Origin of the sequence: Acinetobacter sp. C32I, from assembly GCF_023702715.1 — a bacterium.
Lineage (GTDB): Bacteria > Pseudomonadota > Gammaproteobacteria > Pseudomonadales > Moraxellaceae > Acinetobacter.
The window spans coordinates 2,219,189-2,245,660 of sequence record NZ_CP098480.1 but is presented as its reverse complement, the minus strand read 5'-3'; the positions used below and the strand labels follow the sequence as shown (position 1 = coordinate 2,245,660).

Genomic DNA, 26,472 nt, shown 5'->3' with positions numbered 1-26,472 from the left:
TTAATTATGGATCTTTTATTGCTATTTAAAGCAGCAATTATGGGGTTGGTGGAAGGGGTTACCGAATTTCTACCGATTTCAAGTACAGGACATTTGATTTTAACCGGTCAGCTGTTGGATTTCTGGACTGTTGAAAAACGGGATATGTTTGCGGTGGCTGTACAGATTGGTGCAATTGCAGCCGTGATCTATGAATATTGGGGTAAATTGTGGGGTGCACTGATTGGTGCATTAACAGGGCAAGAGCAAGGTCGCCGTTTAAGCCTGAATCTGATTATTGCCTCGATTCCAATTGTGATTATTGGTTTGACCTTCGGCGATGTGGTTAAAGCTTATTTATTTAATGCGATTACCGTTGCGATTGCCTTGATTGTCGGTGGTTTTATTATTTTATGGGCGGAACGCCGTCCACATCAGATCGTCACTCAAGAAGTGGATGATCTGAGTTTTAAACAAGCGACTTTAATTGGTTTGATTCAGTGTCTGGCTTTGATTCCAGGAACGTCTCGTTCAGGCTCGACCATTATTGGCTCATTATTCTTAGGCGTATCACGTAAAGCTGCAGCAGAGTTTTCCTTCTTTTTAGGGATTCCAGTGCTGATGGGTGCAGGCTTACTGGATATGTACAAGATGCGTCATGAGTTGCATAGCAATGATATGGCTGTGCTAGGCGTAGGAATCATTGTTGCCTTTGTTTCTGCTTTGGTGGTGATTCGCGCTTTGATTCGTTATGTCTCTAAACATGACTTCACCGCATTTGCGTACTATCGCATTATCTTTGGTTTATTTATTCTTGCAACATGGTGGACAGGTTGGGTGCATTGGTAATGCAAATGCGATGTTGGTATCCAGCGGAATATGAACAACCGTTTCAACAACTGCAAACCCGTTTGGCTGAACTAAATGTGCAGCTCAACGGGCAGGTTGTTGAAAAAATTAATGCACGTTTTTTACGTTTGAATCCTGACATGGCATTGGTTTTGGATGAGGATGGGCTCAGTCTCGCTGCCAATGGCATGAAAATGCAGCCTGATTGGCGTGCTGAAATTCCTCGCCTAAAAAGAGCCAGTCTTAGATCAGAAATGATTGCCAGAGCCTGTCAGTTGGGGGAAAAACCAACCTTAATTGATGCCACCGCAGGTTTAGGGCATGACAGTTTATTGATGGCCCATCTGGGGGCGAATGTTCGTTTAGTTGAGCGTCATCCGATTCTATTTATGCTATTGGAATATAGCAAAGCCAACGCTGAGCAAGATCCATTTTTACAAAGTTCTATGCAGCGAATTGAGCTGATTTATGCAGATTCCAATACCTATTTACAGCAATTAGCTCAGCAAGGCGAGCAGGTGGATGTGGTGTATTTAGATCCAATGTTTCCACAGCGTGATCAGAATCAACAAGCAGTCAAAAAGCAGGCACAAGTCAAAAAACAAATGCAATTGCTGCATATGTTGTTGCCTGAAGATGGCGAGATGGATTTAGGTGATCAACTGCTACATCTAGCGCAGAAAATTGCCAAACGTGTCATTGTGAAGCGCCCACGCCATGCCGTCTATCTGGCAGATCAAGCCCCTGATCATCAATGGCTCGGTGATGCCTGCCGTTTTGATGCCTATTTTCCAAAAGGTCAAATTTGAATCAGAATTGAATGATTGTTTGGCTTGCGTCAATGCTCGGTAAAGATTTGTGATATAGTGCAAAAGCATGATTGCTAAAAAATTCTTGTCGAGCTTACACTACAGTCACGCATCGCGTCTTTTAGGAAAAGTACTGTCCATTCAATGATTAGAATGGCATATTTTCAGTTTAGGCTTGAAAAGAGAAACTCCCGAAGAATTTTATGATCGACCTCAAACCCTCTATTAATATCTGGCATGATTTTAAAAGTAACCAAATTGCTGGAATGTGGTTGTTCCTCGGGTCACGTCGCTCCTTACAGATCGTTCATCCCTCGATTACCCAACTGATTATTTGGGGAATTCTCGGAGGATGTACCAACTCTTTATATAGCTGGTTGGTGGCTGGGCAAGTGGGAGAGTTTAACTCCCAAGGTCTGATTGGTTATGCGCTTTGGCCGTTTATTGCGCTCATTGTCGGTATTTTCCTTTCGCAACGCATGAACCAGCCGCGTCTGATGCTGGTACCTGCTTTGTTATGGTTGGTGTTGGATACCAATATTCTATTGTTGCAATGCATCATTCAGTATTTGGGCTCGAACGGCTATCTCAATTTCATTCCTGACAGTATTTATAACGGCTTCCTGCCACCTTTGTTTGTGGGTCTCTTTGTTTGGCAAAGTTTGGCTGTGATCTGGGTTTTTTCACGTGCTTTAAACTGGCCGTGGTGGGAACGTGCCTTGGTCTTTGTCGCAACCATCGCCACTATGGTGGTTTGGCAGCTTTCAGTGAAAGATCAGCCGATTTGGAAAGTTGAAGCAACGCCGCCAAGTTTTGCTGAAGATGCTTTCTATGCACAAAGTCATTTGTTAGATAAAGCGTTGGATCAGATTCAATATGGTGATATCGCCAAAAGTCATTGGTACTTTATGGGCGTGGCAGGTGATAGCTATGTGGATGTGTTTAAATCTGAAATCGAGCGGATAAGAGAACAGTTTGATACGCGTTTTGGAACCTTTGGGCGCTCGATTATGCTGATTAATAATCCTGCAACACGCTTAGACGTCCCGATTGCCTCTAAAACCAGTATGGAGTTGGCTTTACGCCGTATTGGTCAGCAAATGAATCGGGATAGTGATGTCTTGTTTCTGTATATGACCTCGCATGGTGAGCGTAATCATTTTGAAATTGAAAATGCACCCTTGGATTTAGATCAGGTTGATCCAAAATGGTTAAGAGAAACCTTGGATAAATCGGGGATTCGCTGGCGTGTGATCGTGATTTCAGCCTGTTATTCAGGCAGTTTTATTCCAGCATTACAGTCACCGGATACTTTAATTATTACCGCATCTGCTGCGGATAAAACCTCGTTTGGCTGTAATAATGAAGCAGATTATACTTATTTTGGTCGAGCGTTCTTTGATTTGGCGATGCGCGAACAATATTCAATGAAAACTGCATTTGAACAGGCCAAGCAAACGGTAACCAAATGGGAAATTGCACAGGGCGTAGAACCTTCTGAGCCTCAGTGGGCGATTGGACGCAACATGGAACTGATGTTGCCACAGCTTGAGCCCTATTTATTTCCAACTCAGAATATCGCTTCAACAGATATAACCAAAACACAGGATGATGAACATGCAGCTACTGCAAAAAAACCGCTGTTTTGAGGGTGAGCAACGTATTTATCAGTTGGAATCTCAACATTTAAAGGGAAGCACTAAGGTCGGTGTTTATTTGCCTCCTGCTGCTTTGGCAGGCAAGTCTTGTTCAGCTTTGTTTTATCTTGCGGGACTGACCTGTACCGAAGAAACCTTTGCCATCAAAGCACATGCGCAACGAATGGCTGCTCGATTAAGTCTGATTTTGATTACGCCGGATACTTCTCCACGTGGAGATGGTGTGGCTCAAGGCGATCACTGGGATATTGGTCAGGGTGCTGGCTTTTATCTCAATGCAACGCAACAGCCTTGGGCAGCGCATTATCAGATGGAGTCCTATCTGGTTGATGAACTGTATGCGCATGTCTTACAGGAATTACCTGTGATCGAAAACCAAATTGGTATTTTCGGGCATTCAATGGGTGGACATGGCGCTCTAACCTTGGCCTTTAAATACCCAGAGCAATTTAAATCGGTTTCGGCCTTTGCGCCAATTTGTGCACCAAGTATTTGTCCTTGGGGTGAAAAGGCATTTAGCCAGTATTTAGGTCCTGATCAACAACAATGGCTCGCACATGATGCGACGGCTTTGGTTCAGCAAAAGGGCCGTGTATTTGATGAAATTTTAATTGATCAAGGTCTGGATGATCAGTTCTATGCGCAATTGAACCCTGAAAAGTTTAAGCAAGCTTGTCTGGATGCAGGGCAGCACCTGACTTTACGCCAACACAAAGGCTATGATCACGGCTATTACTTCATTCAAAGTTTTATCGATGATCATTTACAATTCCATGCGATTCAATTAGAAAAAAATTAACAACCGAAAGGTTCTGCTTAGGGGCTGTTGTTTGAGCTTATAACATAAGGCATAGCTGAAATGCCAACAGCCCCTAATTTGTTAGCGCATTATAATTTTACTAATTCGACTCTTCTATTTTTTGCTTTACCAGCTTCACTCTCATTACTGGAAACCGGTTTGCTATCGCCAAAGCCTTGCGCCTTTAAACGAGATGGATCAATCCCTGCATCGGTCAATGCTTTGACAACAGTTTGTGCTCTTGCCTGAGAGAGTTTTAAATTATGTATGGACTCGCCTGAGTTATCGGTATAGCCATTAATTTCAAGTTTTAGCGCATCATCACTTTTTAATAAGTTCAGTATTTGGGTAATTTGTTCATGTGAATCTGCTAACAGTGTGGCTTTATCTGTTTCAAAGTTAATCTGTATATCAACTTTATTATTTTGATCTAAAGCGGCTTTTAACTGATTTGCAGATAGGGCTTGTGCAGTGATTTCTATAGGTCGGGTTTCTAAGACCAATAAACCCGCTGATCGTCCACTTTGAGTGATTTGAAACCAGATATCTCGATGATTTTGATGAATCACATAGCTTTGTGTTGGATTGTTATAAATATCTCCTAATCCATCCACATAAGCGACACCATATTTTTCTGAAAGTTGGGTACTGAGTTCGGTCGGAATTTTACTGTCTGTAATTTTTTTGCCGCCTAGGCTGCTAATAACCGCATCCAAATTACGCTGTAGCTCCAAAAAGGAGGCTTGTTTGTTATTTTCTTCAGCATCGATCCGTCCATTGAAAAGCTGACCCTCAACTTTCTCAAGTTTGTCTCCGACCCAAAACTCCATTTGAGCGAAGTTTTCAGTGGATTGATGAGCAAAATGATAGCCTTTAGGGAGTTGAATAAATGGAAAATCTCCAAGTTCAACATTCGAAATCGGAATTTGATCGATACTGAAGCTAGCTGTTTTTGACTGGGTTTCTACTGATTGATGTTCTGTTGTTGGCGCACTTGTCTCGGCTGCCTCATGCTTTTCTTGTTTTTTACTACAACCGATGGTTATTAGGCTGATGATTGCCGTTATTAACATGACGGATGAAAGTTTCTTATTCATATGTTTTCCCTATTTAAGGCATACAGGATATCCAAAAAAAAATACTATTTTTAATTCATCTGATTTAAGCAGACAGATCGAGTTGAAATACGGATCTGCCCGCTGATTTAACACTTTTTTAGTTTTTAACTATGCTGCCATTCAGCAACGAATTCCTGTTGTGCCATCCGGTTTAAATGATCCAGTACCACCTGTTCTAGACGCGTTACATCTTCTTGTTGATTTTCAATCAGTACAGCCAAATGCTGTTCCTGTGGTGTAAGTGTCACCGTGGCTGTCGGCATAAAAATTTTTGAGTGGGTTTCAGTTTCCAAGACTTCAAACTTATGTTTCCAATGGTTCAGTAAGCGCTTACTGATTCGTTTTCCTTCAGTGGTTGTGATTTGAGTCGTACTGTTCATGTTTTAGACATCCTCTTATTTCACTCCATACCATAGCAAAGCTGAGAAAAGATAAAAATAGTTCAGATGCAACGCGTTGTTGCAAGTTTGCAATGTCCTAATAATGACTTTGTAACAGACTTAAGTCCGCTAAATTTGCTATAATCCTTACATTATTTTCTTAGAGTTTGCCAGGTCGTCCATGTCCAAGCCTTATTTAATTGCGCCTTCGATTTTATCTGCTGATTTTGCACGTTTAGGTGAAGATGTAGAGAAAGTTCTAGCTGCGGGCGCAGACGTTGTACATTTTGATGTGATGGACAACCACTATGTACCTAACCTGACTTTTGGTGCAGGGGTATGTAAGGCACTGAAAAACTATGGCATCAAAGCGCCGATTGATGTGCATCTCATGGTTTCACCTGTTGATCGTATGATCGGTGATTTCTTGGAAGCCGGTGCAGATATTATTACCTTCCACCCAGAAGCAACGGATCATATTGATCGCTCGTTACAGTTGATTAAGGCCGGTGGCGCCAAAGCAGGTTTGGTGTTCAATCCTGCAACACCGTTGCACTATCTTGATTATGTATTGGATAAAGTTGACCAAATTCTATTGATGAGTGTAAACCCAGGCTTTGGTGGGCAAAAATTCATTCCAATGACTTTGGAAAAGCTTCGTCAAGCACGCAAAATTATTGATGCCAGTGGTCGTGATATCCGTTTAGAAGTGGATGGCGGTGTAGGACCGGCCAATATTCGTGAAATCGCAGAAGCCGGTGCAGATATGTTTGTTGCAGGCTCAGCAATTTTTGGTCAGCCAGACTATAAAACCGTGATTGATCAAATGCGTGCAGAGTTGGCACAAGTTGGTGCAAAAGAAGTTTAGTATTTTCATTCTATTATTCACATACTCTTGTGGATAACTTTGTTTATAACTCGGTGGATAACCGTGTTGATAACCAGGTGGATAAAATGTTGTTAAAATAAACAAAATGATTTCAGTTGTTTATATTGGCAACAAAATGATGAAAAAAGGACAGTTTTCTGTCCTTTTTTTGTGCATTAACTTCTTCATTTTGCTTTATTTTTGCTCATGCTTATTGATGTACTGTTTAGCTTGATAAAGCAGCAGTTTGGAGTGAGGTTTGGGTGGAATTATCGAAATTCAAACACAAAGATGATTGTGCATAACTGCAAAAGAAATTATCCTAGGCAGATTAAGTTATTTTTTTGATGATTGGAATAAGGAACATAAGTGCAACTTCTTAAGCGATACAAACGCCTGTGGTTTGTATTCCTGATGATATTTTTCATCGGGGGAAGTGGCGTGGCTGTTGCTGCTGTTCAAGCGATTCAATCCGATCAAAATACTTCAACGGTTATGCCAAGCATGGCGTGTCACGATCAGCAAATGATGGATCAACATCATCAGATGCCAAGTTCGAAAAGTGACTCACTCAGTTCAGCACAGTGCCATGATGGGAAAATGCATAGCGATCAACATTGTCTGGACTGCAATAGTACCTCACATTGTCAAAGCATTAATTTAGGTTTGGATCAACATAGCCCAAGTCTAACGTCTTCGCCATTTTTAGAGTTGAGTACCCGTACCAATACGGATTATCAGGCTCGACACCTTGCTGGTTATTGGCAAGAGATTTTACGCCCTCCTAAAGCCTGATCTGTCTTTACTCGGCTCTTTCTATTCATGAATAGAGCAATTTGAAAAGCTAACAGATTAGGAAATTATCATGTCTTCAAAACTATATGCTGGTGTTGTCGCTAGCTTAAGCCTATTGTTTGCGCCTTATACTTTGGCTGCAATTAAAGAATATCATCTGAACATTAATGAAGGGATGGTGAATGTCACTGGTAAGCCCGTCAAACGCATTACCGTAAACGGTAAATTTATCGCCCCGCTCTTAGAGTTTGAAGAGGGTGATGAAGCGGTCATTCATGTGCATAACCAACTCAAAAATCAAGATACCTCTTTGCATTGGCATGGATTGCTGTTACCTGGATTGATGGATGGTGTACCAGGTTTTAATGGTTTCCAAGGGATTAAGCCGAATGGCAGTTTTGAATACCGCTTCAAAGTACGTCAAAACGGCACCTATTGGTATCACGCACATAGCAAAGGGCAGGAACAAGATGGTTTGTATGGCGCGTTGGTGATTTATCCAAAAGGCAAGCAACCTGTTGCTGCCCATGAAAAAGCTGAACGTGATTATGTGGTGATGTTGTCGGATTTCCATGAAACGGAAAGTGACAAGATCATGGCGAATTTGAAAAAGTCTGCGGAATACTACCAAAATCATCGTGAAACACTGGGTGATGTCTGGAAACAAGTTAAAACGCAGGGTTTAAAAGCCACCTGGCAAGACCGTTCCGCATGGAATCAGATGCGTATGGCCAAAACCGACATGGGCGATGTAGATGGCTACACCTTCTTGGTCAATGGTCAGACACCACAACAAAACTGGACCGGTGCTTTTAACGCGGGTGAAAAAGTACGTTTACGTTTTATCAATGCTTCAGCAATGTCTTTCTTTGATGTACGTATTCCCAACTTAAAAATGACGGTGGTCAGTGCCGATGGCCAGCCCGTGAAACCTGTTCCTGTGGATGAATTCCGTATTGGAACAGCCGAAACTTATGATGTATTGGTTGAGCCCAAACAAGCTCATTATCAGATTGAAGCAGAGTCGATTGACCGTACTGGCTTTGCTATTGGCTCACTGCACAATAGCATGACGCCCAATACCCAAAAGGTTCAGATTCCTAAAGCGCGTCCACGTGCCTTATTAACCATGGAAGATATGGGTATGGATCATGGTGCACATGGTCAAATGGATATGGGCAAGATGGATCATAGCCAGCATCAGATGCCGCAAGACATGGCGAAGGCTGCAACAACTTCACAGCCCGCTATGGATCACAGTGCACATGGCCAAATGAATATGGCGGATATGGATCATAGCCAGCACCAGATGCCGCAAGATATGGCGAAGACTGCAACGACTTCGCCGCCTGCTATGGATCATGGTACACATGGTCAAATGGATATGGGCAAGATGGATCATAGCCAGCACCAGATGCCGCAAGATAAGGCGAAGACTGCAACGACTTCGCAGCCTGCTATGGATCACAGTGCACATGCTCAAATGGATATGAGCAATATGGACCATAGCCAGCATCAATCAGCTGCCACTACGACGGACACATCAAACACGGATACTGTGCAAGGCTGGGCCAATGCGGCAACGCCAGCAGGCCATAAAGCGTTAAGTTATGCAGATTTGCAATCTTTAAAGCCACAACCTGAAAGCTATAGCCGTCCAGCAGAACGTGAAGTGATAATCCGTTTGGGTGGAACCATGGAGCGTTATATCTGGACCATTGATGGCAAGAAATTTAGCGATCCTGACTTTAAGCCTTTAACCGTGCGTTATGGCGAGCGTATCCGACTCAAATTTGTCAATGACAGTATGATGGCGCATCCGATGCATTTACATGGCATGTTTATGCAGCTGGAAAATGGTCAGGCACCTCAAGATATGCCAAATAAACATACTCTGGTTGTACCGCCAGGTAAGACGGTTACGGCTTTATTGACTGCGGATGAAATCGGTGAATGGGCGATCCATTGTCATCTGTTGTATCACATGAGTGCGGGCATGATGAGTAAGTTAATTGTCGCCAATGTGGATGACAGCAAAGCAGCACAAACAACACCAGTTCAATCATCTCAAGGAGCGAGCCATGCACATCACTAAGCAATCTTCTAAGATGAAACGTTATACACAATTATTGGCAATTGGTGGCATTGTCTCTTCTTTCAGTGCATTGGCCTATGCACATGAAGGACATGATCACTCGATGCAAATGGATATGTCGGCACAGCAAAACATGACAGTGAATGCATCCATGCCGATGGACCATTCACAGCATCAGAGCCCAAGCATTTCCCCTCAGATGCAGAATCAAGATGGGCATGCTGACCATTATAAGGAACATGGTGGACAGATTTATCAGTCGACGCAGTTAGATACGCAATGGCTACTTGATGAAGATGGGCAGGGCACGCTCAAGTCCAAGTTAAAAACTTGGGTGGGAACTGATGAAAATAAATTATTTATCATCGCGGACTATGCCAAGGCCGAGTCAGAAAAATCGGAGCAAAGTCTGGCTGCGCTATACAGTCGGAATATTGCAGATTTCTGGGATGTGCAAGCTGGGGTAAATTATCGCTATAACCCTGATCGTGATGTGGATAAGGAACAATTTGAGGGTGTTGTCGGTTTTCACGGCATGGCGCAGTATTTCTTCGAAACCGATGCGCATCTGTATGTTGGACAAGACCAACAATGGCGCTTTGTGTTGGAAACAGAACGAGATTTGTTGCTGACTCAAAAGTTGATCCTGCAGCCATATCTGGAAATGGAATGGGTACTGCGGGATGAATCCAAGTATGCCGCTAAAACAGGCCTTGCCGATGCTGAAGTGGGGGTTAAAACCCGCTATGAAATCGTCAAGAATCGAGTGATGCCTTTTATCGATGTTGGCTATGGTTATAGCAAAGGGCGTAAGGAAACCAACTGGCAAACCGCCAGTGACTCCAAAACAGGTTGGGTCTATGGTGCTGGTCTGTCGCTAAAGTTCTGATATTTTGTTTAAAATGTCATTTTTTCAAGATACTGTTGGTTTATACTGACAGTATCTTTTTTGAGTCATTCATGGTGCATAAATGGCTTTAGAACAACAAGATAATCCAATAATAGATAAACTAAACGCGTCGACTAACTTGAGAGAAAAATCTCAACGTGTGTCGGCTTCTCAGCTTGAGTTGATTCCTGCCGATGGCAGTATGAATGTGAGTTTTTACTATATCCCTCATATGAGTAGTGCTGTAGAAGAGCAGCGCGTAAGAAAAGCATTACTGCCTTTTTCAGATCAACTCATTGAACACTGTATTGATTTAGAAGCACGCCATTTAGCCCTCTATCATCAGGACCCGATTGCTGAGGTGACTGCCGCATTACAGCGCTTGAATCTTGGTGCGGAATTACAGCAAACCATGCCGCATTATGAACCGATGGAACTGGCGACCTCTAAATCACAAGTCGCTCAGAATAAAGATCAGCAGCAAGATGAAAATGTCTTAAGCCTGATTCAACAGTTCTTTTCAACTGCTTTAACGCGATTTAAGCAATGGATAAAAGCTTTAGGCAATAAACAGGATCAATAACATGCCGAGATGGATGTATGGCTTGCTGGTGATTGCACTCGGCTGGATGCTGTGGACAAAATGGATTAAGCCGATACCTGATATCAGTCAGATTACGACTCAGCAAGGGGTACAAGTTGTGGCCTTAGAAAATTATGAAGGCTCATTTCGTGTACTGTCGAGAGAAGACTATCATTTAGGGCGTGAAGCTGAGTTTTCTCCTATGGATATCGCCGTAGGCTGGGGGGAAATGGCCAATCCTCAGGTCTACAAACAGCTTGATATTTCTCAAAGTAACCGCTGGTATCGTTGGTCTATTGATCACGAACCGCCAATCTCACTTCGGCAGATTGCAACACATAGTGCCAATATGCATCTGGTTCCCGCCAATGCCACAATTGCAACACAAATGAAAAAAATTAAGCAAGATGATCTGGTGTATTTAAAAGGCTCTCTGATTGAGATTCAGACCCAAGATGGCTGGCGTTGGAAGAGTTCTTTATCTCGAGAGGATACGGGGAATGGTGCATGTGAGTTGATGCGGGTCGATCAGATTATCTGGCAGTAATGCATTTGAATAGAACATTTATCTTTTCAATGCCTTAGTGATTTTAGATACATAACAAATCACATAACTTTCATGTTTTACAGTACACTGCTGCACCTAGGAGGACGACCTCCCTCGAAAGAATCACGTTGGGACGACCCGACACTCGATAAAGTTGAGCGTAATAAAATGGCATGGGCAATTTTAATTTTGGCAGGTATTTTTGAAGTTATTTGGGCATATTCTATGAAAATGTCTGAAGGATTTACCAAGTTAACGCCAAGTATCGTGACCATTGTTTTCATGATTTTAAGTGTGGTATTACTTTCCATGTCGATGCGGACTTTACCACTTGGAACGGCCTATACCATTTGGACGGGAATCGGGGCAATAGGATCATTTGTTGTCGGCATTTTGATCTTGAATGAACCGATGACGGCTATGCGCATGATCGCAGCGGTATTAATCGTTTCAGGTCTTGTATTGATGAAGTTATCGTCAAATTAATGATTGAGGAGCGCGTGATGCAACTGGTGTATATGTACATGGATTCTCCTGTGGGTGCATTAAAGCTGGTTGCTCATGATCAGGCACTTGTCGCTGTGATGTGGGACAATGAAGACCATAAACGGGTGCGGCTTTCTGAGCTGATTGAAGATCGCCAGCATCCAATGCTGCATAACGTTAAACAACAATTAGAACAGTATTTTGCAGGGCAACGTCAGCAGTTTGATTTACCACTTGATTTTCAAGGCACTACATTTCAGCAACAAGTCTGGCAGGCTTTATTGAGTATTCCTTATGGGGAAACACGCAGTTATAAAGATATTGCTATTCAGTTAGGGAATGAAAAAGCGGTTCGTGCTGTTGGAGCCGCCAATGGGAAGAATCCGATTTCGATTATTGCGCCGTGTCATCGGGTGATTGGGGCGAGTGGGGCTTTGGTGGGTTTTGCAGGTGGTCTGGATAAGAAGCAGATTTTACTGAGTTTAGAGCAAAGCCAAATTCCATAATCTGTAGTGTTAATACTCGATTTTCATTTCTTTTTGGAATAAGCTACTTAACAGATATGAATCGACATATTTTATGACTTGAACCGTAACTCAGTTATTAGCGAGGCGGTGTCTTGCTTAGTGTAATTCAATATTAGGAATAACCTTCGGTTCGAGTTACTTTGGTTTCGCCCAAAGTAACCAAAGGCATTGTCATCTACAAAACCTGTTCACTTGTTGCATTTGTTTTATCTATCGCAGAAACGGGATATTACAAATACCACGCAGGTTGTAGATGATCTTTCCGAGTCTCATATATAGGGTATGTATTCATTTTCTTTTTCATAACAAATTGAATGGAAGTTTAAAAATGGCTGTTGGTGACGTAACAATGCCACTTATGCATGTGGTGCAGGGTGTAAAAATTGGCTCAACTGAGGCGTATGTACGTTATCCAAATCGACGAGATTTAGTCATTTTTGAATTTGCCGAAGGCTCAAATGTTGCAGGGGTATTTACCCAAAGCGCTTTTGCGGCTGCGCCTGTTCAATTGAGTAAAAAGCATTTAACAGAAAATACCCCACGTTACCTGATTATCAACACGGGTAATGCCAATGCTGCAACAGGAACAGTTGGTTATAAAAATGCAGAAGCGACTTGTGCCAAGTTAGCTGAGTTAACTGGGGTTCAAGCCAATCAGATTTTACCCTTTTCAACGGGTGTGATTGGTGAGCAACTCCCGATTGAACGTTTAGTACAAGGCATTCAACCTGCATTAAATGATTTAAATGCGGATCGTTGGGCGGAAGCGGCATCAGGCATCATGACCACCGATACCATACCAAAAGGTGCATCTGAACAGTTTGAGCTGGATGGTGTGACCTATACCATGACGGGAATCAGCAAAGGTGCAGGCATGATTCGTCCGAATATGGCGACCATGCTCAGCTTCGTTGCAACCGATGCCCCGATTAGTGCTGAATTGGTACAGCGTTTACTGCAAACCACGGTTGAGCATTCCTTTAACCGCATTACCATTGATGGTGATACCTCGACCAATGACTCTTGTATCTTTGTCGCAACGGGTCTAGCTGGCGGTGCTGAAATTCAGAGTCAAGACGACGCACGTTATCAACAAGTGCTTGATGTGCTTGCACGTATTATGAATCGTTTGGCGCAATTGATTGTGCGTGATGGTGAAGGTGCGACCAAGTTCATTACCGTTCAGGTGGAAGGTGGAGCCAATACCCAAGAATGTTGTGATGTGGCCTATAGCGTTGCTGAGTCACCGTTAATTAAAACGGCTTTATTCGCTTCAGATCCAAACTGGGGGCGTATTGTGATGGCGATTGGTAAGGCGGGTGTGCCAAACCTAGATAGCAGCAAAGTTCAAGTTTGGCTTGGTGATGTACAAATCTGCTTAGATGGTGGTGCAAACCCTGACTATACCGAAGCAGCGGGCGCAGCGGTCATGGCTGAGAAGGAAATTAGCATTCGTATTGACCTCGGTCGTGGTACAGCAAAAGATACGGTTTATACCTGTGACTTTTCTTACGACTATGTCAAAATTAATGCCGATTATCGCTCATAAATTTGCGTTATAATAAAGCCTCCACAGTGGGGCTTTTTTTATAAGCTAGTTTGTGGATGAGGTGATTTTTCCCAAATGATCACGCCATTACCCACGTTAAAAGTTTGCAGTGATGCAAGCACGCAGGATAGAGAAGACGTTTTATGAATGATGCGAATTTAATTGCGAACGAAGCCAAAAATATTGTGCAGGCGCATTTAGATCGTTTGGGCGAGCCAAAGGACAATAGCCTTAGCCCAGAAGTGAAACAAGAAAAGTTTGCCCAAATTGCAGCAGAGTTGAAAAAACGCAATGCAGTGCTTGTGGCTCACTATTACTGTGATCCGGAAGTGCAAGAGCTTGCCGAACTCACGGGTGGCTGTGTTTCTGATTCATTGGAAATGGCGCGTTTTGGTCGTGATCATCCTGCAACAACGCTTGTGGTGGCAGGCGTGAAGTTTATGGGCGAAACTTCAAAAATCTTATCCCCTGAAAAAACCGTGTTGATGCCAACCCTAGAAGCAACTTGTTCACTCGACTTGGGCTGTCCTGTCGATGAGTTCACTGCATTCTGTGATCAACACCCTGATCATACCGTGGTGGTCTATGCCAACACCTCAGCGGCTGTGAAAGCACGTGCTGATTGGGTCGTGACTTCAAGCTGTGCGGTAGAGATCATTGAACATTTAGATAGCTTGGGTGAAAAAATTATTTGGGCGCCAGATCAGCATTTAGGTCGCTATATTCAAAAGAAAACTGGCGCTGAAATGTTGTTGTGGGATGGTGCATGTATCGTGCATGAAGAGTTCCGTGCGCGTGGTATTGCTCAAATGAAGGCACTCTATCCTGATGCTGCGGTCTTGGTTCATCCTGAGTCACCTGAATCGGTGGTAGATATTGCTGATGCGGTGGGAAGTACCTCGCAATTGATTAAAGCAGCACAGACCTTGCCGCATAAACAAATGATCGTGGCAACAGATCGCGGCATTTTCTATAAAATGCAGCAAGCCGCACCAGATAAAGAATTATTTGAAGCACCAACTGCAGGTGAGGGTGCAACGTGTCGTTCATGTGCACATTGTCCGTGGATGGCAATGAACGAATTGGATGGTATTTTGCATGTATTACAGCATGCTGATCAAGAAATACACGTTGATCCAGCCCTAGCTGAACGTGCGAAATTACCCTTAGATCGAATGTTGAACTTTAGTGCTTCTTTGAAACGCTAAAATGTCTGAAAATGCTTGTTAAATATACATTTGATAAGGATTTATTAGTTTTTTGGAAAATAGGTGTTGACGTTCTAGGGCGTCGCGCCTAGAATGCACACCGTACCGCACGATGTGCGATACACTAAAAGCTGAAAAGAAATCGGAGCATAGCACAGCCTGGTAGTGCACCTGGTTTGGGACCAGGGGGTCGTAGGTTCGAATCCTACTGCTCCGACCATTTAAAATGTGTTGAAAAACATAGTTTTAAATATCGGCGAAGTATCGTGATAGTATTATCATCGTTATGCGCCTGTAGCTCAGTTGGATAGAGCATCCGCCTTCTAAGCGGATGGTCACAGGTTCGAATCCTGTCAGGCGCGCCATTTGGCAGCTTGGTATATAGAATCAAAGTTTTGATGGTGGATGTAGCTCAGTTGGTAGAGCCCCGGATTGTGATTCCGGTTGTCGCGGGTTCGAATCCCGTCATTCACCCCAATTTCGGAGCATAGCACAGCCTGGTAGTGCACCTGGTTTGGGACCAGGGGGTCGTAGGTTCGAATCCTACTGCTCCGACCATCATCTTAAAAGATGAGATAAAAAACCGCTAAGTTAGCGGTTTTTTTACGTCTGGATTTTTTGAAGTTAATAGCTTAAATTGAGTCCGTAGCCATAGGTCGAGGCGTACCACATTAAAAATATATGTGTAAGAAAAAATAAACTGAAATAGAAAAATAAAATTAATTTCTTTATTTTTTGAATCGCGTAGCAATAACTTAATGTAATTGTCGTAAGTATTACTCCCCAAAACCAATATTTGAGTATGGAAATAAACTCAGTACTGCATCCTTCTTTGCAGGGGATTTTTCCTGTAACAAAAACAAATGGGTCATATGAAAACTGCATAATTGTTAAAATAAATATTACCCCTACCATTGGGTATAGAATCTTTTTTATCATTTGACCTCAAATTTAATAACTTAGGTTTTTTCCATACCCATAATCTAGGCCGTACCATGTTGTTGCTATCCAAATGATTGAAAATAAAATTGCCCAGAAAAATATGCTTTTATATGAAATTTTTTTAAGACTCTTTAGATAGGCTAAAGCAGCTCCAAAGAAAATTGATATAAGAAATACCCACAAACAAAAATCATTGTATGCTCGACTACATCCCTCCCGACAGGTATCTCGATCAATAATAGCTAAATACAAATTAGGGACTATGATCATAAGAGAAAATGTCACTATGATTCCAATGCAAATATACAAAAACTTATTCATTCTTTTTTAGAGAGTCATCTATTTAATAGCTTAGATTTAGTCCGTAGCCATAACCTGTGCCGTACCAAACAATAACTAAATAAATTATTAAATAGAAGGTAAGAAAGGAATAAATATTTTTACGATTAACAGTTTTTTTTGCTAATAAATAACCAAGTGTGGGTGCTATGATTAAACTTATAAGAGCAAACGAAAATACAAATTTCCTAAATGTTGGATTGCACCCTTCGGCACATACAGATGAATTAGGAATCATAAATTCATAGATTAGAGGTAGCCCCAAAAAAATAATTATTACAAGGATGATACTTAAAATTGGGTAAATTATTTTCTTCATTATTTACTCTATTTAGAATAGTTTCTCATTTTAGAATTATGAAAAGAAGGGATAACCTGCATATACAGCTGAGTACCAATGAAATAAGTACATTACAATAAAATAGATTGGGAAGAACCATAAAAGGTTTTTATTCTTGGTAGATCTATATTTCCAGCCAAACACTGCGCCAAGGAGTGGGGTGAACGTCACCACCATCCAGTAAACATCACTAAAAGGTCCTGAACTATGTTCGAATGAGTAGTAACGACTAGTCAAGGAAAAGTAAATCTTTTGAGCAACGACAGAAAAGATGAGTGCTATAACTGTACCGAAAACTGCAAATAAGAAGTTCATCACTTCACCTCAAAAAACATGATTTTCTTAGCCTTACCTAAATCTGACATCGTATACAAACCAAAAAAGCTAATTCTATTGATTCCTAAAGTGAACCTAATGGTGTTCGTTTGACTAGGTGTCATTGTAGTCTTATTCCATAGATCAATATGACCACCACTAGAAGTGTCAGCACTTTCACCATCACGTTGCCAATAATCACCAAAAAAAATGATGCCCGTCTTTCCTTTAACTTTGTCTTTCCAGTTGGAGCCTGTAATATTCTGCCCAGGACCAATCCCGCAAACTGGACGAGTCTCAAGCCATTTAGACATTTCGTTGGCGCGTGTAGCTGTAGCCATACCGTTAAGGAGAATGCGCCCAAGGGAAGGCGCTTTGCCTTCTGGCTTGATATTGTTCTGCGAAAATGTGTTCATCTTAACGCCAACTTTATGCAGCGTTGCGCTCATACGAATTGCACACTGGTTTTCAAAGCCCTTTGGAATATCTCCATTTACTGTATACGGCGTACCCTTAACATAGCTTGTCCATAACTCTTTAAATGTTATTGGCACAATACCCACCATACTACAAGCCGCAACAGAGCCTCGTTTGGGATTTGTTTTAACTGTTCCCGATTGATTAACTGGCATCACCACCACGCTTGGTGAGTGCTTCTTCACCTAAATAGAGTTTATAAGAAGCATGTCCTTTGGTTTCAATCCGTGGCAGTTTCCCATCAGCGCCAATTGTGCCTTGAAAGATTTTACCCTCAGCTGTTTCAATCAAGTAGGGCATACCTTCGGCAAAACTAAACTCAGCTGCCACTTGTTCATCGAAAACTTGAGGGCTGCTGGTATTGAGGAAGTTGCTAACAGAGGATGAACTATTCGCGCCTGCACCGATTCCGTTATTTCTCACCACAAGGCTTTGATTCGGAAAAAAGGTTGCACCGCAAGTGGCTTTGTCACCTGCCATAATAATTGTTCTAGTGCCTGCCATTAAAAAGCCTTTGCCTGAGGATTGAGCTGTAGCCATCACTTGGCATTTGGGGCAATAGTGCTTCATTCCTTCTACATGTGCTGGAATCCCTTCAATGAGAAAGGTGTGATCTGCCTCTTGTACTATGCCACCGTGGTCTGTATGACAACCTTTGGTGATGAGTGCCTTCATTATTTTATCCAGTAAATAATATTCAGTTATTTGAAAAATTTGTTTTAATAAAACTAATAAGTGATTTATTTACTTGGTTTGGCTATTCAAAGTAAAGTGGAATGCAAACATTGTCCTGATGTGTTAATAGGAAGTGGCTAAAATGGTGAGTTAAGCTGGGTATTTGCGATATGATTAAATCAAAATAAAAAGAGAAAATGACCATGCAAAACCTTAGTTATGTCTTTATTAGCATATTGGGAGGTGTGATCGTTCCATTACAGCTCGCAATGGTAAATACTTTTCGAAATACAAGTGGTGCTTCTCAAATTCAATCAACTTTTGTGCTTTATATTGGTGGAGCAATTGCATTACTAATTATCGCATTAATCGTTGATGGGACTATTAAACTTCCGTTATACCAACAAACCTCATGGTGGATGTGGTTTCCTGGTTTTCTTGGCTCTCTTTATATTCTTTGTATGTTTCTTGCAGCTCCTCAAATAGGAGCAACAAATACATTGTTATGGGTTTTCTTAGGACAAATGCTCTTTGCAACGATTATTGATAGTACTGGACTTCTAGGAATGCAAATTAGGAAAATAGATGGATTAAAGCTGTTAGGTCTGTTTTTTATCCTTATTGGTGGTTTGATACTAATTTATAATGAATATAGAAATATAAGTAATTAAGTGCGCATTGAAAAAATATATTTTAAAATTTTAGATCTTTTTTACTGAATTAAATTTAAAACTACTGGGGAAAAGGGAATATGCTTTTATACTTTATATTTTTCATTATTATTCTTGCTATTCTCGTTTATTTGAACTCACCATATTTTAAAGGAAGAATAGGGGAGTTGATGGTTTCGGCTCATGTAAAAAAGGGGTTAGGAGAGGAGTACATGTTATTAAACAATGTGACGATCCCTGATGGCGAGCAAGGCACAACTCAAATTGATCATATTTTAATAAGTCCTTATGGGGTTTTTATTATAGAAACGAAGAACTATACGGGGTGGATTTTTGGTGGTGTTCGACAAAAACAATGGACGCAAAAGATCTATAAGAAAAGCTATAAATTTCAAAATCCTTTACATCAGAATTACAAACATAGCAAAGTGCTAGAGATGGTGCTAAATGACGTGTTAGATCCACAATATTTGCACTCGGTTATTGTTTTTACGCCTCGCAGTGAATTTAAAACAGAAATGCCTGAAAATGTGTTTCGAGGTAAGGCTTGGCTGAAATATGTGAAAAGTTTCAATGAGGAGGTGATCAGCCCCATGAAACAGAAAAGAATTCGCTATCGTATTGAAAAAGAAGTATTGGAACAATCGTGGAAAACAGATCGTCAACATGTTGAGTATCTGAAACAGAAAAAATTAGAGAAAGAGAAATTAAGTTAGCTTCTAAATAAGATTGCATTTTTACTGCAAGGGCATTGCTTGATTTGGCTATTGCGCTTTGATGATGATCCAGTTAAGTTGCTTATATTGATATGAATTGGTTAGACAACTACAACAGTATTTAAATGCCGTGTTCGGCATAATGCTTCCACTTTTTAAAAAGAAAAAACAGAGTATAGCGATGACAGAAACAGCTTTTGATTTTGTAATTATAGGTGGTGGTTCAGCAGGATCGGTACTGGCTGGGCGATTATCAGAAAATCCAAATATTTCGGTATGTTTATTAGAAGCTGGTGGTGATGGCAACAGTTGGTTGGTGAATACACCTTCAGCAGCAGTGATTAGTATTCCGACTAAAATTAATAACTGGGCTTTAGAAACCATTCCACAAAAAGGCCTAAATGGCCGAAAAGGCTATCAACCGCGAGGTAAGTGCTTAGGTAGTAGTTCTGCCATCAATGCAATGGTGTATATCCGTGGGCATCGCAGTGACTACGATCATTGGGCTGCTTTGGGTAATGCGGGATGGTCTTATGACGATGTTTTGCCATATTTTATAAAATCAGAGCATAACGAGCGCATTCGTAATGAATATCATGGGCAGCATGGTCCGCTTAATGTCAGTGAATTACGTTCAGATAACCCTTATCAAAAAACTTTTGTTGAAGCTGCGAAGCAGGTGGATTATCCGCTCAATGATGACTTCAATGGTGCAGAACAAGAAGGACTCGGTGTTTATCAAGTCACGCAAAAAAATGGTGAACGCTGGAGTGCTGCCCGAGGTTATTTATTTCCTCATTTAGGCCAACGCTCCAATCTACATGTGATTACCAAAGCCTTGGTGTCGAAAATTGTGATTGAAAATGGTCGTGCTGTTGGGGTCGAATATAAACACAATGAACAAAGTACGGTTGTTCGAGCCAAGAAAGAAGTCTTATTGTCAGCAGGGGCATTCCAGTCACCACAAGTGTTGATGCTATCTGGTATTGGTCCACGTCAAGAGCTTGAAAAGCACGGTATTGCTGTCGTTAAAGATTTGGCGGGTGTGGGTGAAAACCTGCATGATCATCCAGACTTTATTTTTGCTTATAAGACCAAGCAAATGGAAGGAACCTTTGGGGTATCGGTTGGTGGTAGCATCGATTTAGTCAAACAAATTGGACGTTATCGTAAAGAGCGTCGAGGTTTGATCACCACCAATTATGCAGAATGTGGTGGATTCCTAAAAAGCCGCCCTGAGTTAGATAAGCCTAACTTACAACTGCATTTTGTGATTGCGGTGGTTGATAACCATGCGCGCACCATGCATATGGGACATGGGATTTCATGCCATGTGTGTTTGTTGAATCCGCGCGCACGTGGTTCTGTCAAACTGAGTGGTAAAAATGTGGATGATCCATTGCTGATTGACTTTAAATTCCTTGAGGATGAACAAGATCTTCAGGATATGGTCGATGGTTATAAAGTCACGCAAAAGTTAATGAACGCACCTGCGTTAAGTGAAAAAATTAAAGAGGATATGTTTACCGCCAGTGTGCAGTCTGATGATGAAATTCGTGAGATTTTGCGCCAACGTGTCGATACGGTGTATCACCCAGTCGGTAGTTGTAAAATGGGTGTGGATGAGATGGCCGTGGTCGATCCTGAACTGAAAGTCTATGGTATTGAGGGATTGCGAGTCATTGATGCCTCAATTATGCCAACGGTGGTCAATGGCAATACCAATGCACCGACCATTATGATTGCTGAAAAAGCGGTGGATTTGATTCGTCAAACGTGGAAGTAAACTTAAACGATCAGTAATTGGAGCTAAGCTAGCAATATCTTAGCTCTTTTCATTTTCAGCGTTGTTGCGTGGTGTTTCCAGCATACGTGGAAAAGTGAAATTATAATTTTCCAGTGCATAGCGAAACAATTGAGCAGGGCGCTTGCCGACGATTTTTTGCTGTCCTGTTTCTTCAACGGCACCTGCTTCCTGCATACGCCGTCTAAATGATTTTTTTTCTAATGTATGGCCTAAAATAATTTCATAAATGGTTTGTAATTCGGTCAGGGTAAAAAGCTCAGGCATGAGGCTAGCGGGTAGAGCGGTGTAACGGGTTTTGTTGCCAAGGCGATCATAAGCGAGTTGGAGCAGCTGTTGATGATCAAAGGCTAAATTCAGCTGTAATGCCTGATCGATTGGAAACCATTGACTATGCTCAGTGGTGTGACTTGCTTGAATTTCAAATTTGTCAAAATCAATCAGAGCAAAATATAAAGCGGTAATGGACCAGCCGCGTGGATCACGATGTTGATTGCCAATGGTTTCGACTTGTTCTAGGTAAGGGGAATGAATCCCTGTTTTTTCAAGTAGTTTGCGGTGTGCCGTTGCCATTAAATCTGGATCGGTTTTTAAATCGACAAAGCCACCCGGTAGCGCCCATTTGCCTTTTTCGGGAAAGTTGGAGCGCTGAATCATTAAGACTTGTAATTGACCTTTCGCCACAGAAAAAATTGCCATATCGACCATAAACAGTGGGGTGTCATAGTCTGTTTTTTGGTAGTGGGCAAGGTATTCCTGTTCGGACGTATAGGTCATTTGGTGTTATCTCATGGATGAGTGAGTCAAGTATAAAGGTTTTTATAGATTTGAATGTGCTGTTTATAAATGAAAAACAGTTCTGCTTGTTTCGGCATAGCAACATTCGTCATCGAGAAATCAAAACTTTTGTGTATTGGCAATTGCATACTTTTGGGGATAAGGCCTAAGTAAAAATCTTTCATTGCGACTGATTAGTCGATGCTGCATCTTGAGCAAAGGTCAAAATAGCATTCTGAATTTCGTGCAAGATTGTTAAATGGGCGGCATCCATGCCGCCTGTCATGATGTAAGGTAGATGAACTGCAAATGAGGGGTCTTGATATTGCTTAGACCAATCTCTCCCGAATTTGATCGAGCGAGCATTCTCTTAGCAATTGACCATTTTCAAATACTGTTTGCAGTGCCCCCATCTTCTCCTGTTCAAAGCTTTGTTGATCAAAGAGCTCAAAACCATTTTCAGTTTGTTCAACCCGTAATAAGCCCTTGGCTGATTTTTTAACACCTGAGTCGGTCACTGGGTCTTTAAACAGTTCGCGACCGACGCCATTGACCTGTCCCCAAGTGGCTTTTACAGCAAAACCAAAGCTATCGCGAGTTAAATAGTTATAGGTATAGCTGCCGATTCCAAAAACCAGATTATTGGAAGCAAAGCCTTTGGCTTCCAAACCTTTTAAGATATTTTGCGCACGTTCTAGGGTAATCGAGTCACCATAGATTAAGCCAACACGCTCATTCAGTACTTTATAGCCTTGCGCTGTTTCTGTGCCGCCAAAAATCTCCCATAAACATTGCACTGCACCTTTATAAGCGGGACTATCTCGCTCTGCATCAGGATCGCCACAGATAATTTTCACGGGATCACCTGAGTCAGGGCGAAACACTACTTTGGCGAGTCCGAGGGCATTCGGTTGGCGTTTTAAAATTTCTGCTTTTAATTCCACGCTAAACTCGGTAATCACACGCCAGAAATCCCAAGTATCTGAAACGATACTGACTACCCCGGCAGGATAAAGCTCACAGATCAGACGTCTAAAGGTCTCGATTTCACTTTCTTCACTGCCCATACACATCACACTGTGTTCTGTTGCAGGCACTGAAACACCGACAACACCAGTGGCGTTATAATATTCTTCGGCATAGTCAATGGATGCAACTGAATCGGTACCGATAAAACTGGTCAAGTGTCCCACGCCTGATTGGGCTGCATCATAGATCCCACTCATCCCACGGCTACTAAAATCATGGCCTTGAACGGCAACAAAGTCTAAAGGCGCACCTGTTTTTTCTGCATATTGGCTCAATAAGCGTTTGTATTCATAGGCAATGCTGGCAGTGGTACAGCTTTTCCATAGCTCGGCACTGAGTACGGTTTCAATATAGTTGGTTAACCAAAAGAAATTCGGATCTGTATTGATGATGGTCAATACTGGTACTTTGATATTGACGCGGCTACCTTCTGGCAAGGCTTTAATTTTTAATGGTAAATAACCAAGATCGTGCAAGGCTTCGATGTGCTCGACGGGCACAGCACCTTCACCTAAAGCGTTGTCCATACGGCGTTTATAGGCTGCCACCACTTTGGCTTTAGTTTGATTGAAGAAGCCTTCATTCCAAGTTTCAATCAGAAAGTGTTTGATAAAGCCTTGCAGACCAAAGAACACAATCTTGTCATCAAAGTCAGGCAGCATTTTGGCTAAACGTGATGAACGTGGGGTAAAGTTGGCATAGACGTATTCAGTTCCCACTGGATACTGGCGACGGTGGTCTGCTTTATAGAAATCAATTGCATTGAGTGGGTTAATTTTAATACTCATTTTTATCGGCCTCTTGCTTTAATCTTAATTTTGAAAATTGATGATGTTGAGTTTGTTTGCTTCTGCTTGTGGCAGGCTATCGCTGGTAAAGAGCTGATCGACCAAGCCATCAAATACCGTGAGACCTTTGCTAAAAATGCCATGGGTGACATACAAAATAATGTTTTGGCAGTTTAGGCTGCGTAGTTGTTTGGCAATACCAATAAAGGTGGCACCACCATCGCAAATATCATCGGTGATTACGGCTGTTTTTCCTGTCAAATCAGGGCTATTCACCGCCGTTGTTCTAATTTTGCCAGTGCTTGGATCGCGTTTCTTTTCACAGTGAACCACTTCTATGGCCTGTTGGCGTTGCGGATTGATGCTGTTTGCAATCGCTTGGGTGCGTTGTATTGCACCTGCATCAGGGCAGATCAATACCGTATTGTCGGCGCTTAAAATCTGCATCAATGCTGGGCTTTGCTGGATAATCTCAATTGGTTCGATATTGATTACCTGTTGGAAGCTGGTATTTTTGCGTAACAGCTCAAGCGTCATTGGGCTATGACAATCCCACACCACAATTTTCTGACGCTGTCCTACAAATTTTTCGCTATTGCTATTCAATAACTTGGTCATTAAATCCAGTGAGAAGGCCTGACCTTGTGCACAGATACGGTCTTGACGTGCATAGGGAAAATAAGGGATTTCCACCGAAAGACGAGTACCTTGTTCGAGTAACACATTTTCCAGTAATAGATAATCCATCACATCTGTGCTGTTTTGTAGTGAGGCTTTGATCTGCGTGTCAGCTTGTAATTGGTTCAATAACTCAGGTTGTAGTTGAATATGACGTTCACCACCTGAAAACTGCAAAAACTCGATGGGAACATTGGCTTGAGCTGTCATAAGTTGAATCGTCATTTTTAGTTTCTCTTTTATAGTGGCTTAAAGCCATTAAATATATATTGTCACAATGACACTATTAAATGCAAGGTTTAAATTTAATCGTTTTAATAAAAATAGGGCACTAGCCCAGAAAAACATATTCATCTATTTGAAGTTAAAAGAGAATAATTTTTAAACTTTTTTTGAATCAATCAAGCGATTTTAAAATACATTATTTGCTGACTTTATTGCTGCGATATATTGATATTTAGGTCATAGTTTTTGACAATTATCCTTGTCAGGATTGAGCCATGTGTTGTTGGCTTGGCCTTATAATGGGTCAAAGTGCGAAAAGCGAACAATGGGAATAAAACAAAAAGGAAAGCATTCAATGAAATCTCTGATTTGTCATAACGCTGAGTTAAAACTGGAAGATAGCCTTCAATTGGTTCCTGCAAAGGGGCAAGTCTTACTTGAAGTGGTACGTTGCGGTATCTGTGGTTCGGATTTACATATGCAACATCATTGCGATCATATGCATGATCTGGCAGCACGCGTCGGCTTTAATGGCGTGGCAAAGTCTTCGGATAAATTGGTGTTTGGCCATGAGTTCTGTGGCAAAGTCTTGGACTACGGTCCAAAAACACGGCGTAAATTGAAAGCAGATACTTTGGTTTGTGCCATGCCCTTATTGAATGTCGATCCACAAGGCTATGTGCCGACGGGGCTGTCACCGAGTGCTTCAGGTGGTTATGCAGAACAGGTCTTGGTGCAATCCAGTCTGATGTTTGAAGTGCCCAATGGTCTAGATGCGGACAGTGCCGCACTGACTGAGCCGATGGCTGTTGCGCTGCATGCGGTACGCCGTAGTCGAATCAAGAAAAATGAACCAGCGATTGTGATTGGTTGTGGTCCCGTGGGTTTGGGTGTGATTATTATGCTCAAAGCTGCGGGCGTCAAAACTGTGGTGGCCAGTGATTTTTCACCAAATCGCCGTCGTTTGGCCGAGCAGTGTGGCGCAGATATCTTGATTGATCCTAAACAGCAATCACCATTTAGCAGTTGGAAAGAGCTCGGCTTATTGGGCAATGTTTCAGAAGCAATTAATATGGGCATGGGGATTTTTGATAAGGTTCAGACTTACGCATTACCGTGGGTGAATGCCATGCGTGTTGGGGATAAACTCGGGTTATTGCCAAAACGTCCAGTGATTTTTGAGTGCGTAGGTGTGGCTGGGATTATGCAGCAGATTTTGGAAGGTGCACCACTGTTCTCACGTATTGTCGGGGTTGGGGTCTGTATGCAAAGCGACAAGATTGAACCGGCATTGGCGATCAATAAAGAGTTGGAAATCCAGTATGTGCTGGGTTATACCCCGCTTGAATTCCGTGACACGCTGCATATGATTGCAGAAGGTAAAGTCGATTGTTCACCATTGATTACAGGTGTAGTCGGTTTGGAAGGGGTAGGCAATGCCTTTGAGGCGCTACGCGACCCAGAGCAACACGCCAAGATTCTGATTGATCCAAAACGTGCAGGTTCAACGATTGAATTGATCAAGTCATAACATCCACGATTTTAAAAAGCCGCTTG

26 protein-coding genes and 4 tRNA genes are annotated in these 26,472 nt (G+C 42.0%); 22 read left to right on the top strand and 8 right to left on the bottom strand.

The annotated features are described in order from the left end of the window. The first annotated feature begins 6 nt into the window (after positions 1 to 6). The 4 genes from NDN13_RS10785 (at position 7) to fghA (ending at position 4,094) form a co-directional block, all read left to right on the top strand. Positions 7 to 828: an undecaprenyl-diphosphate phosphatase gene (locus NDN13_RS10785; protein ID WP_251115463.1), complete on the top strand. Its 822-nt coding sequence runs from the start codon at positions 7 to 9 to the stop codon at positions 826 to 828. Then, positions 828 to 1,637, top strand: a complete 810-nt coding sequence (locus NDN13_RS10780; RefSeq protein ID WP_251115462.1) for a class I SAM-dependent methyltransferase — start codon at positions 828 to 830, stop codon at positions 1,635 to 1,637. Before NDN13_RS10785 ends, NDN13_RS10780 begins: the two co-directional genes overlap by 1 nt. Before the next feature lie 203 nt (positions 1,638 to 1,840). Further along, entirely contained in the window at positions 1,841 to 3,286 is a 1,446-nt protein-coding gene (locus NDN13_RS10775) for a C13 family peptidase (RefSeq protein ID WP_251115461.1), read from the top strand. Continuing rightward, positions 3,255 to 4,094 (top strand): S-formylglutathione hydrolase, encoded by an 840-nt coding sequence (fghA, locus tag NDN13_RS10770; protein ID WP_251115460.1) that lies wholly within the window; start codon positions 3,255 to 3,257, stop codon positions 4,092 to 4,094. The genes NDN13_RS10775 and fghA overlap by 32 nt, the downstream gene beginning before the upstream one ends. Positions 4,095 to 4,183: 89 nt before the next feature. On the opposite strand, the gene NDN13_RS10765 is transcribed toward fghA, so the two are convergent. Both NDN13_RS10765 and NDN13_RS10760 read right to left on the bottom strand, forming a co-directional pair. Beyond that, positions 4,184 to 5,191: an OmpA family protein gene (locus NDN13_RS10765; RefSeq protein WP_251115459.1), complete on the bottom strand. Its 1,008-nt coding sequence runs from the start codon at positions 5,189 to 5,191 to the stop codon at positions 4,184 to 4,186. Between the two features lie 125 nt (positions 5,192 to 5,316). Then, positions 5,317 to 5,592, bottom strand: coding sequence for a DUF2218 domain-containing protein (locus NDN13_RS10760; RefSeq protein ID WP_251115458.1), 276 nt, complete (start codon positions 5,590 to 5,592; stop codon positions 5,317 to 5,319). 181 nt (positions 5,593 to 5,773) lie between these two features. Here NDN13_RS10760 and rpe point away from each other — a divergent pair, with 181 nt between their 5' ends. The 14 genes from rpe to NDN13_RS10690 all read left to right on the top strand — a co-directional run bounded on the left by rpe (position 5,774) and on the right by NDN13_RS10690 (position 15,697). Next, on the top strand, positions 5,774 to 6,460 hold the full coding sequence (gene rpe / locus NDN13_RS10755; RefSeq protein ID WP_004804570.1) for a ribulose-phosphate 3-epimerase: 687 nt from the start codon (positions 5,774 to 5,776) through the stop codon (positions 6,458 to 6,460). 369 nt (positions 6,461 to 6,829) lie between these two features. Then, a complete protein-coding gene (locus tag NDN13_RS10750; protein ID WP_005312373.1) occupies positions 6,830 to 7,255 on the top strand; it encodes a hypothetical protein in 426 nt (141 codons plus the stop codon). 70 nt (positions 7,256 to 7,325) lie between these two features. Next, on the top strand, positions 7,326 to 9,350 hold the full coding sequence (locus NDN13_RS10745) for a multicopper oxidase domain-containing protein (RefSeq protein ID WP_251115457.1): 2,025 nt from the start codon (positions 7,326 to 7,328) through the stop codon (positions 9,348 to 9,350). Further along, positions 9,337 to 10,239 (top strand): copper resistance protein B, encoded by a 903-nt coding sequence (locus NDN13_RS10740; protein ID WP_251115456.1) that lies wholly within the window; start codon positions 9,337 to 9,339, stop codon positions 10,237 to 10,239. Before NDN13_RS10745 ends, NDN13_RS10740 begins: the two co-directional genes overlap by 14 nt. A gap of 82 nt (positions 10,240 to 10,321) precedes the next feature. After that, entirely contained in the window at positions 10,322 to 10,822 is a 501-nt protein-coding gene (locus NDN13_RS10735; RefSeq protein WP_251115455.1) for a cobalt transporter, read from the top strand. 1 nt (position 10,823) lies between these two features. Continuing rightward, entirely contained in the window at positions 10,824 to 11,369 is a 546-nt protein-coding gene (locus NDN13_RS10730; RefSeq protein ID WP_251115454.1) for a hypothetical protein, read from the top strand. A 168-nt stretch (positions 11,370 to 11,537) separates the two neighbouring features. Continuing rightward, complete coding sequence (locus NDN13_RS10725; protein WP_004655532.1) at positions 11,538 to 11,855, top strand: DMT family transporter; 318 nt, start codon at positions 11,538 to 11,540, stop codon at positions 11,853 to 11,855. A gap of 17 nt (positions 11,856 to 11,872) precedes the next feature. Next, positions 11,873 to 12,361 (top strand): methylated-DNA--[protein]-cysteine S-methyltransferase, encoded by a 489-nt coding sequence (locus NDN13_RS10720; protein WP_251115453.1) that lies wholly within the window; start codon positions 11,873 to 11,875, stop codon positions 12,359 to 12,361. A gap of 349 nt (positions 12,362 to 12,710) precedes the next feature. Beyond that, the gene (gene argJ / locus NDN13_RS10715) at positions 12,711 to 13,931 is read left to right on the top strand and encodes a bifunctional glutamate N-acetyltransferase/amino-acid acetyltransferase ArgJ (RefSeq protein WP_251115452.1); all 1,221 of its coding nucleotides are present in this window, start codon (positions 12,711 to 12,713) and stop codon (positions 13,929 to 13,931) included. A 143-nt stretch (positions 13,932 to 14,074) separates the two neighbouring features. Beyond that, a complete protein-coding gene (gene nadA / locus NDN13_RS10710; RefSeq protein ID WP_004655525.1) occupies positions 14,075 to 15,139 on the top strand; it encodes a quinolinate synthase NadA in 1,065 nt (354 codons plus the stop codon). A gap of 143 nt (positions 15,140 to 15,282) precedes the next feature. Continuing rightward, positions 15,283 to 15,359, top strand: a tRNA-Pro gene (locus NDN13_RS10705). 68 nt (positions 15,360 to 15,427) lie between these two features. Beyond that, positions 15,428 to 15,504 (top strand) — tRNA-Arg (locus NDN13_RS10700). A gap of 36 nt (positions 15,505 to 15,540) precedes the next feature. Further along, positions 15,541 to 15,616: transfer RNA gene (locus NDN13_RS10695), tRNA-His, on the top strand. 4 nt (positions 15,617 to 15,620) lie between these two features. After that, a tRNA-Pro gene (locus NDN13_RS10690) sits at positions 15,621 to 15,697 on the top strand. Between the two features lie 1,078 nt (positions 15,698 to 16,775). Here the strand turns inward: NDN13_RS10690 and NDN13_RS10685 are convergent. The 3 genes from NDN13_RS10685 to NDN13_RS10675 are packed head-to-tail and all read right to left on the bottom strand — an operon-like array spanning position 16,776 to position 18,227. Beyond that, positions 16,776 to 17,075 carry a hypothetical protein gene (locus NDN13_RS10685; RefSeq protein WP_251115451.1) on the bottom strand — a complete coding sequence of 100 codons (300 nt, stop codon included), beginning with the start codon at positions 17,073 to 17,075 and terminating at the stop codon, positions 16,776 to 16,778. Beyond that, on the bottom strand, positions 17,075 to 17,707 hold the full coding sequence (locus NDN13_RS10680; RefSeq protein ID WP_242726688.1) for a T6SS effector amidase Tae4 family protein: 633 nt from the start codon (positions 17,705 to 17,707) through the stop codon (positions 17,075 to 17,077). The genes NDN13_RS10685 and NDN13_RS10680 overlap by 1 nt, the downstream gene beginning before the upstream one ends. Continuing rightward, positions 17,697 to 18,227 carry a PAAR domain-containing protein gene (locus tag NDN13_RS10675; RefSeq protein WP_251115450.1) on the bottom strand — a complete coding sequence of 177 codons (531 nt, stop codon included), beginning with the start codon at positions 18,225 to 18,227 and terminating at the stop codon, positions 17,697 to 17,699. Before NDN13_RS10675 ends, NDN13_RS10680 begins: the two co-directional genes overlap by 11 nt. A 203-nt stretch (positions 18,228 to 18,430) precedes the next feature. On the opposite strand from NDN13_RS10675, the gene NDN13_RS10670 reads away from it, so the two are divergent. From NDN13_RS10670 to NDN13_RS10660, 3 genes are all read left to right on the top strand, one after another. After that, positions 18,431 to 18,898 (top strand): DMT family transporter, encoded by a 468-nt coding sequence (locus NDN13_RS10670; RefSeq protein WP_251115449.1) that lies wholly within the window; start codon positions 18,431 to 18,433, stop codon positions 18,896 to 18,898. Positions 18,899 to 18,978: 80 nt separating this feature from the next. Then, the gene (locus NDN13_RS10665) at positions 18,979 to 19,614 is read left to right on the top strand and encodes a nuclease-related domain-containing protein (RefSeq protein WP_251115448.1); all 636 of its coding nucleotides are present in this window, start codon (positions 18,979 to 18,981) and stop codon (positions 19,612 to 19,614) included. Between the two features lie 181 nt (positions 19,615 to 19,795). Next, complete coding sequence (locus NDN13_RS10660; RefSeq protein WP_251115447.1) at positions 19,796 to 21,400, top strand: GMC family oxidoreductase; 1,605 nt, start codon at positions 19,796 to 19,798, stop codon at positions 21,398 to 21,400. A gap of 39 nt (positions 21,401 to 21,439) precedes the next feature. On the opposite strand, the gene ntrR is transcribed toward NDN13_RS10660, so the two are convergent. From ntrR to NDN13_RS10645, 3 genes are all read right to left on the bottom strand, one after another. Next, positions 21,440 to 22,195: an ADPR responsive transcriptional repressor NtrR gene (gene ntrR / locus NDN13_RS10655; RefSeq protein WP_251115446.1), complete on the bottom strand. Its 756-nt coding sequence runs from the start codon at positions 22,193 to 22,195 to the stop codon at positions 21,440 to 21,442. 329 nt (positions 22,196 to 22,524) lie between these two features. Further along, positions 22,525 to 24,012, bottom strand: coding sequence for a nicotinate phosphoribosyltransferase (locus NDN13_RS10650; RefSeq protein ID WP_251115445.1), 1,488 nt, complete (start codon positions 24,010 to 24,012; stop codon positions 22,525 to 22,527). Between the two features lie 24 nt (positions 24,013 to 24,036). Beyond that, complete coding sequence (locus NDN13_RS10645; RefSeq protein WP_251115444.1) at positions 24,037 to 24,915, bottom strand: phosphoribosyltransferase family protein; 879 nt, start codon at positions 24,913 to 24,915, stop codon at positions 24,037 to 24,039. Between the two features lie 355 nt (positions 24,916 to 25,270). Here NDN13_RS10645 and NDN13_RS10640 point away from each other — a divergent pair, with 355 nt between their 5' ends. Next, entirely contained in the window at positions 25,271 to 26,446 is a 1,176-nt protein-coding gene (locus NDN13_RS10640) for a zinc-binding dehydrogenase (protein ID WP_242726702.1), read from the top strand. Positions 26,447 to 26,472 lie beyond the last annotated feature (26 nt).

What these genes read in the sequence shown, in the direction of transcription:
- NDN13_RS10785 (WP_251115463.1), top strand. Translation starts at nt 7, where the DNA reads ATGGATCTTTTATTGCTATTTAAAGCAGCAATTATGGGGTTGGTGGAA.
- NDN13_RS10780 (WP_251115462.1), top strand. Translation starts at nt 828, where the DNA reads ATGCAAATGCGATGTTGGTATCCAGCGGAATATGAACAACCGTTTCAA.
- NDN13_RS10775 (WP_251115461.1), top strand. Translation starts at nt 1,841, where the DNA reads ATGATCGACCTCAAACCCTCTATTAATATCTGGCATGATTTTAAAAGT.
- fghA (WP_251115460.1), top strand. Translation starts at nt 3,255, where the DNA reads ATGCAGCTACTGCAAAAAAACCGCTGTTTTGAGGGTGAGCAACGTATT.
- NDN13_RS10765 (WP_251115459.1), bottom strand. Translation starts at nt 5,191, where the DNA reads ATGAATAAGAAACTTTCATCCGTCATGTTAATAACGGCAATCATCAGC.
- NDN13_RS10760 (WP_251115458.1), bottom strand. Translation starts at nt 5,592, where the DNA reads ATGAACAGTACGACTCAAATCACAACCACTGAAGGAAAACGAATCAGT.
- rpe (WP_004804570.1), top strand. Translation starts at nt 5,774, where the DNA reads ATGTCCAAGCCTTATTTAATTGCGCCTTCGATTTTATCTGCTGATTTT.
- NDN13_RS10745 (WP_251115457.1), top strand. Translation starts at nt 7,326, where the DNA reads ATGTCTTCAAAACTATATGCTGGTGTTGTCGCTAGCTTAAGCCTATTG.
- NDN13_RS10740 (WP_251115456.1), top strand. Translation starts at nt 9,337, where the DNA reads ATGCACATCACTAAGCAATCTTCTAAGATGAAACGTTATACACAATTA.
- NDN13_RS10735 (WP_251115455.1), top strand. Translation starts at nt 10,322, where the DNA reads ATGGCTTTAGAACAACAAGATAATCCAATAATAGATAAACTAAACGCG.
- NDN13_RS10730 (WP_251115454.1), top strand. Translation starts at nt 10,824, where the DNA reads ATGCCGAGATGGATGTATGGCTTGCTGGTGATTGCACTCGGCTGGATG.
- NDN13_RS10725 (WP_004655532.1), top strand. Translation starts at nt 11,538, where the DNA reads ATGGCATGGGCAATTTTAATTTTGGCAGGTATTTTTGAAGTTATTTGG.
- NDN13_RS10720 (WP_251115453.1), top strand. Translation starts at nt 11,873, where the DNA reads ATGCAACTGGTGTATATGTACATGGATTCTCCTGTGGGTGCATTAAAG.
- argJ (WP_251115452.1), top strand. Translation starts at nt 12,711, where the DNA reads ATGGCTGTTGGTGACGTAACAATGCCACTTATGCATGTGGTGCAGGGT.
- nadA (WP_004655525.1), top strand. Translation starts at nt 14,075, where the DNA reads ATGAATGATGCGAATTTAATTGCGAACGAAGCCAAAAATATTGTGCAG.
- NDN13_RS10685 (WP_251115451.1), bottom strand. Translation starts at nt 17,075, where the DNA reads ATGAACTTCTTATTTGCAGTTTTCGGTACAGTTATAGCACTCATCTTT.
- NDN13_RS10680 (WP_242726688.1), bottom strand. Translation starts at nt 17,707, where the DNA reads ATGCCAGTTAATCAATCGGGAACAGTTAAAACAAATCCCAAACGAGGC.
- NDN13_RS10675 (WP_251115450.1), bottom strand. Translation starts at nt 18,227, where the DNA reads ATGAAGGCACTCATCACCAAAGGTTGTCATACAGACCACGGTGGCATA.
- NDN13_RS10670 (WP_251115449.1), top strand. Translation starts at nt 18,431, where the DNA reads ATGCAAAACCTTAGTTATGTCTTTATTAGCATATTGGGAGGTGTGATC.
- NDN13_RS10665 (WP_251115448.1), top strand. Translation starts at nt 18,979, where the DNA reads ATGCTTTTATACTTTATATTTTTCATTATTATTCTTGCTATTCTCGTT.
- NDN13_RS10660 (WP_251115447.1), top strand. Translation starts at nt 19,796, where the DNA reads ATGACAGAAACAGCTTTTGATTTTGTAATTATAGGTGGTGGTTCAGCA.
- ntrR (WP_251115446.1), bottom strand. Translation starts at nt 22,195, where the DNA reads ATGACCTATACGTCCGAACAGGAATACCTTGCCCACTACCAAAAAACA.
- NDN13_RS10650 (WP_251115445.1), bottom strand. Translation starts at nt 24,012, where the DNA reads ATGAGTATTAAAATTAACCCACTCAATGCAATTGATTTCTATAAAGCA.
- NDN13_RS10645 (WP_251115444.1), bottom strand. Translation starts at nt 24,915, where the DNA reads ATGACGATTCAACTTATGACAGCTCAAGCCAATGTTCCCATCGAGTTT.
- NDN13_RS10640 (WP_242726702.1), top strand. Translation starts at nt 25,271, where the DNA reads ATGAAATCTCTGATTTGTCATAACGCTGAGTTAAAACTGGAAGATAGC.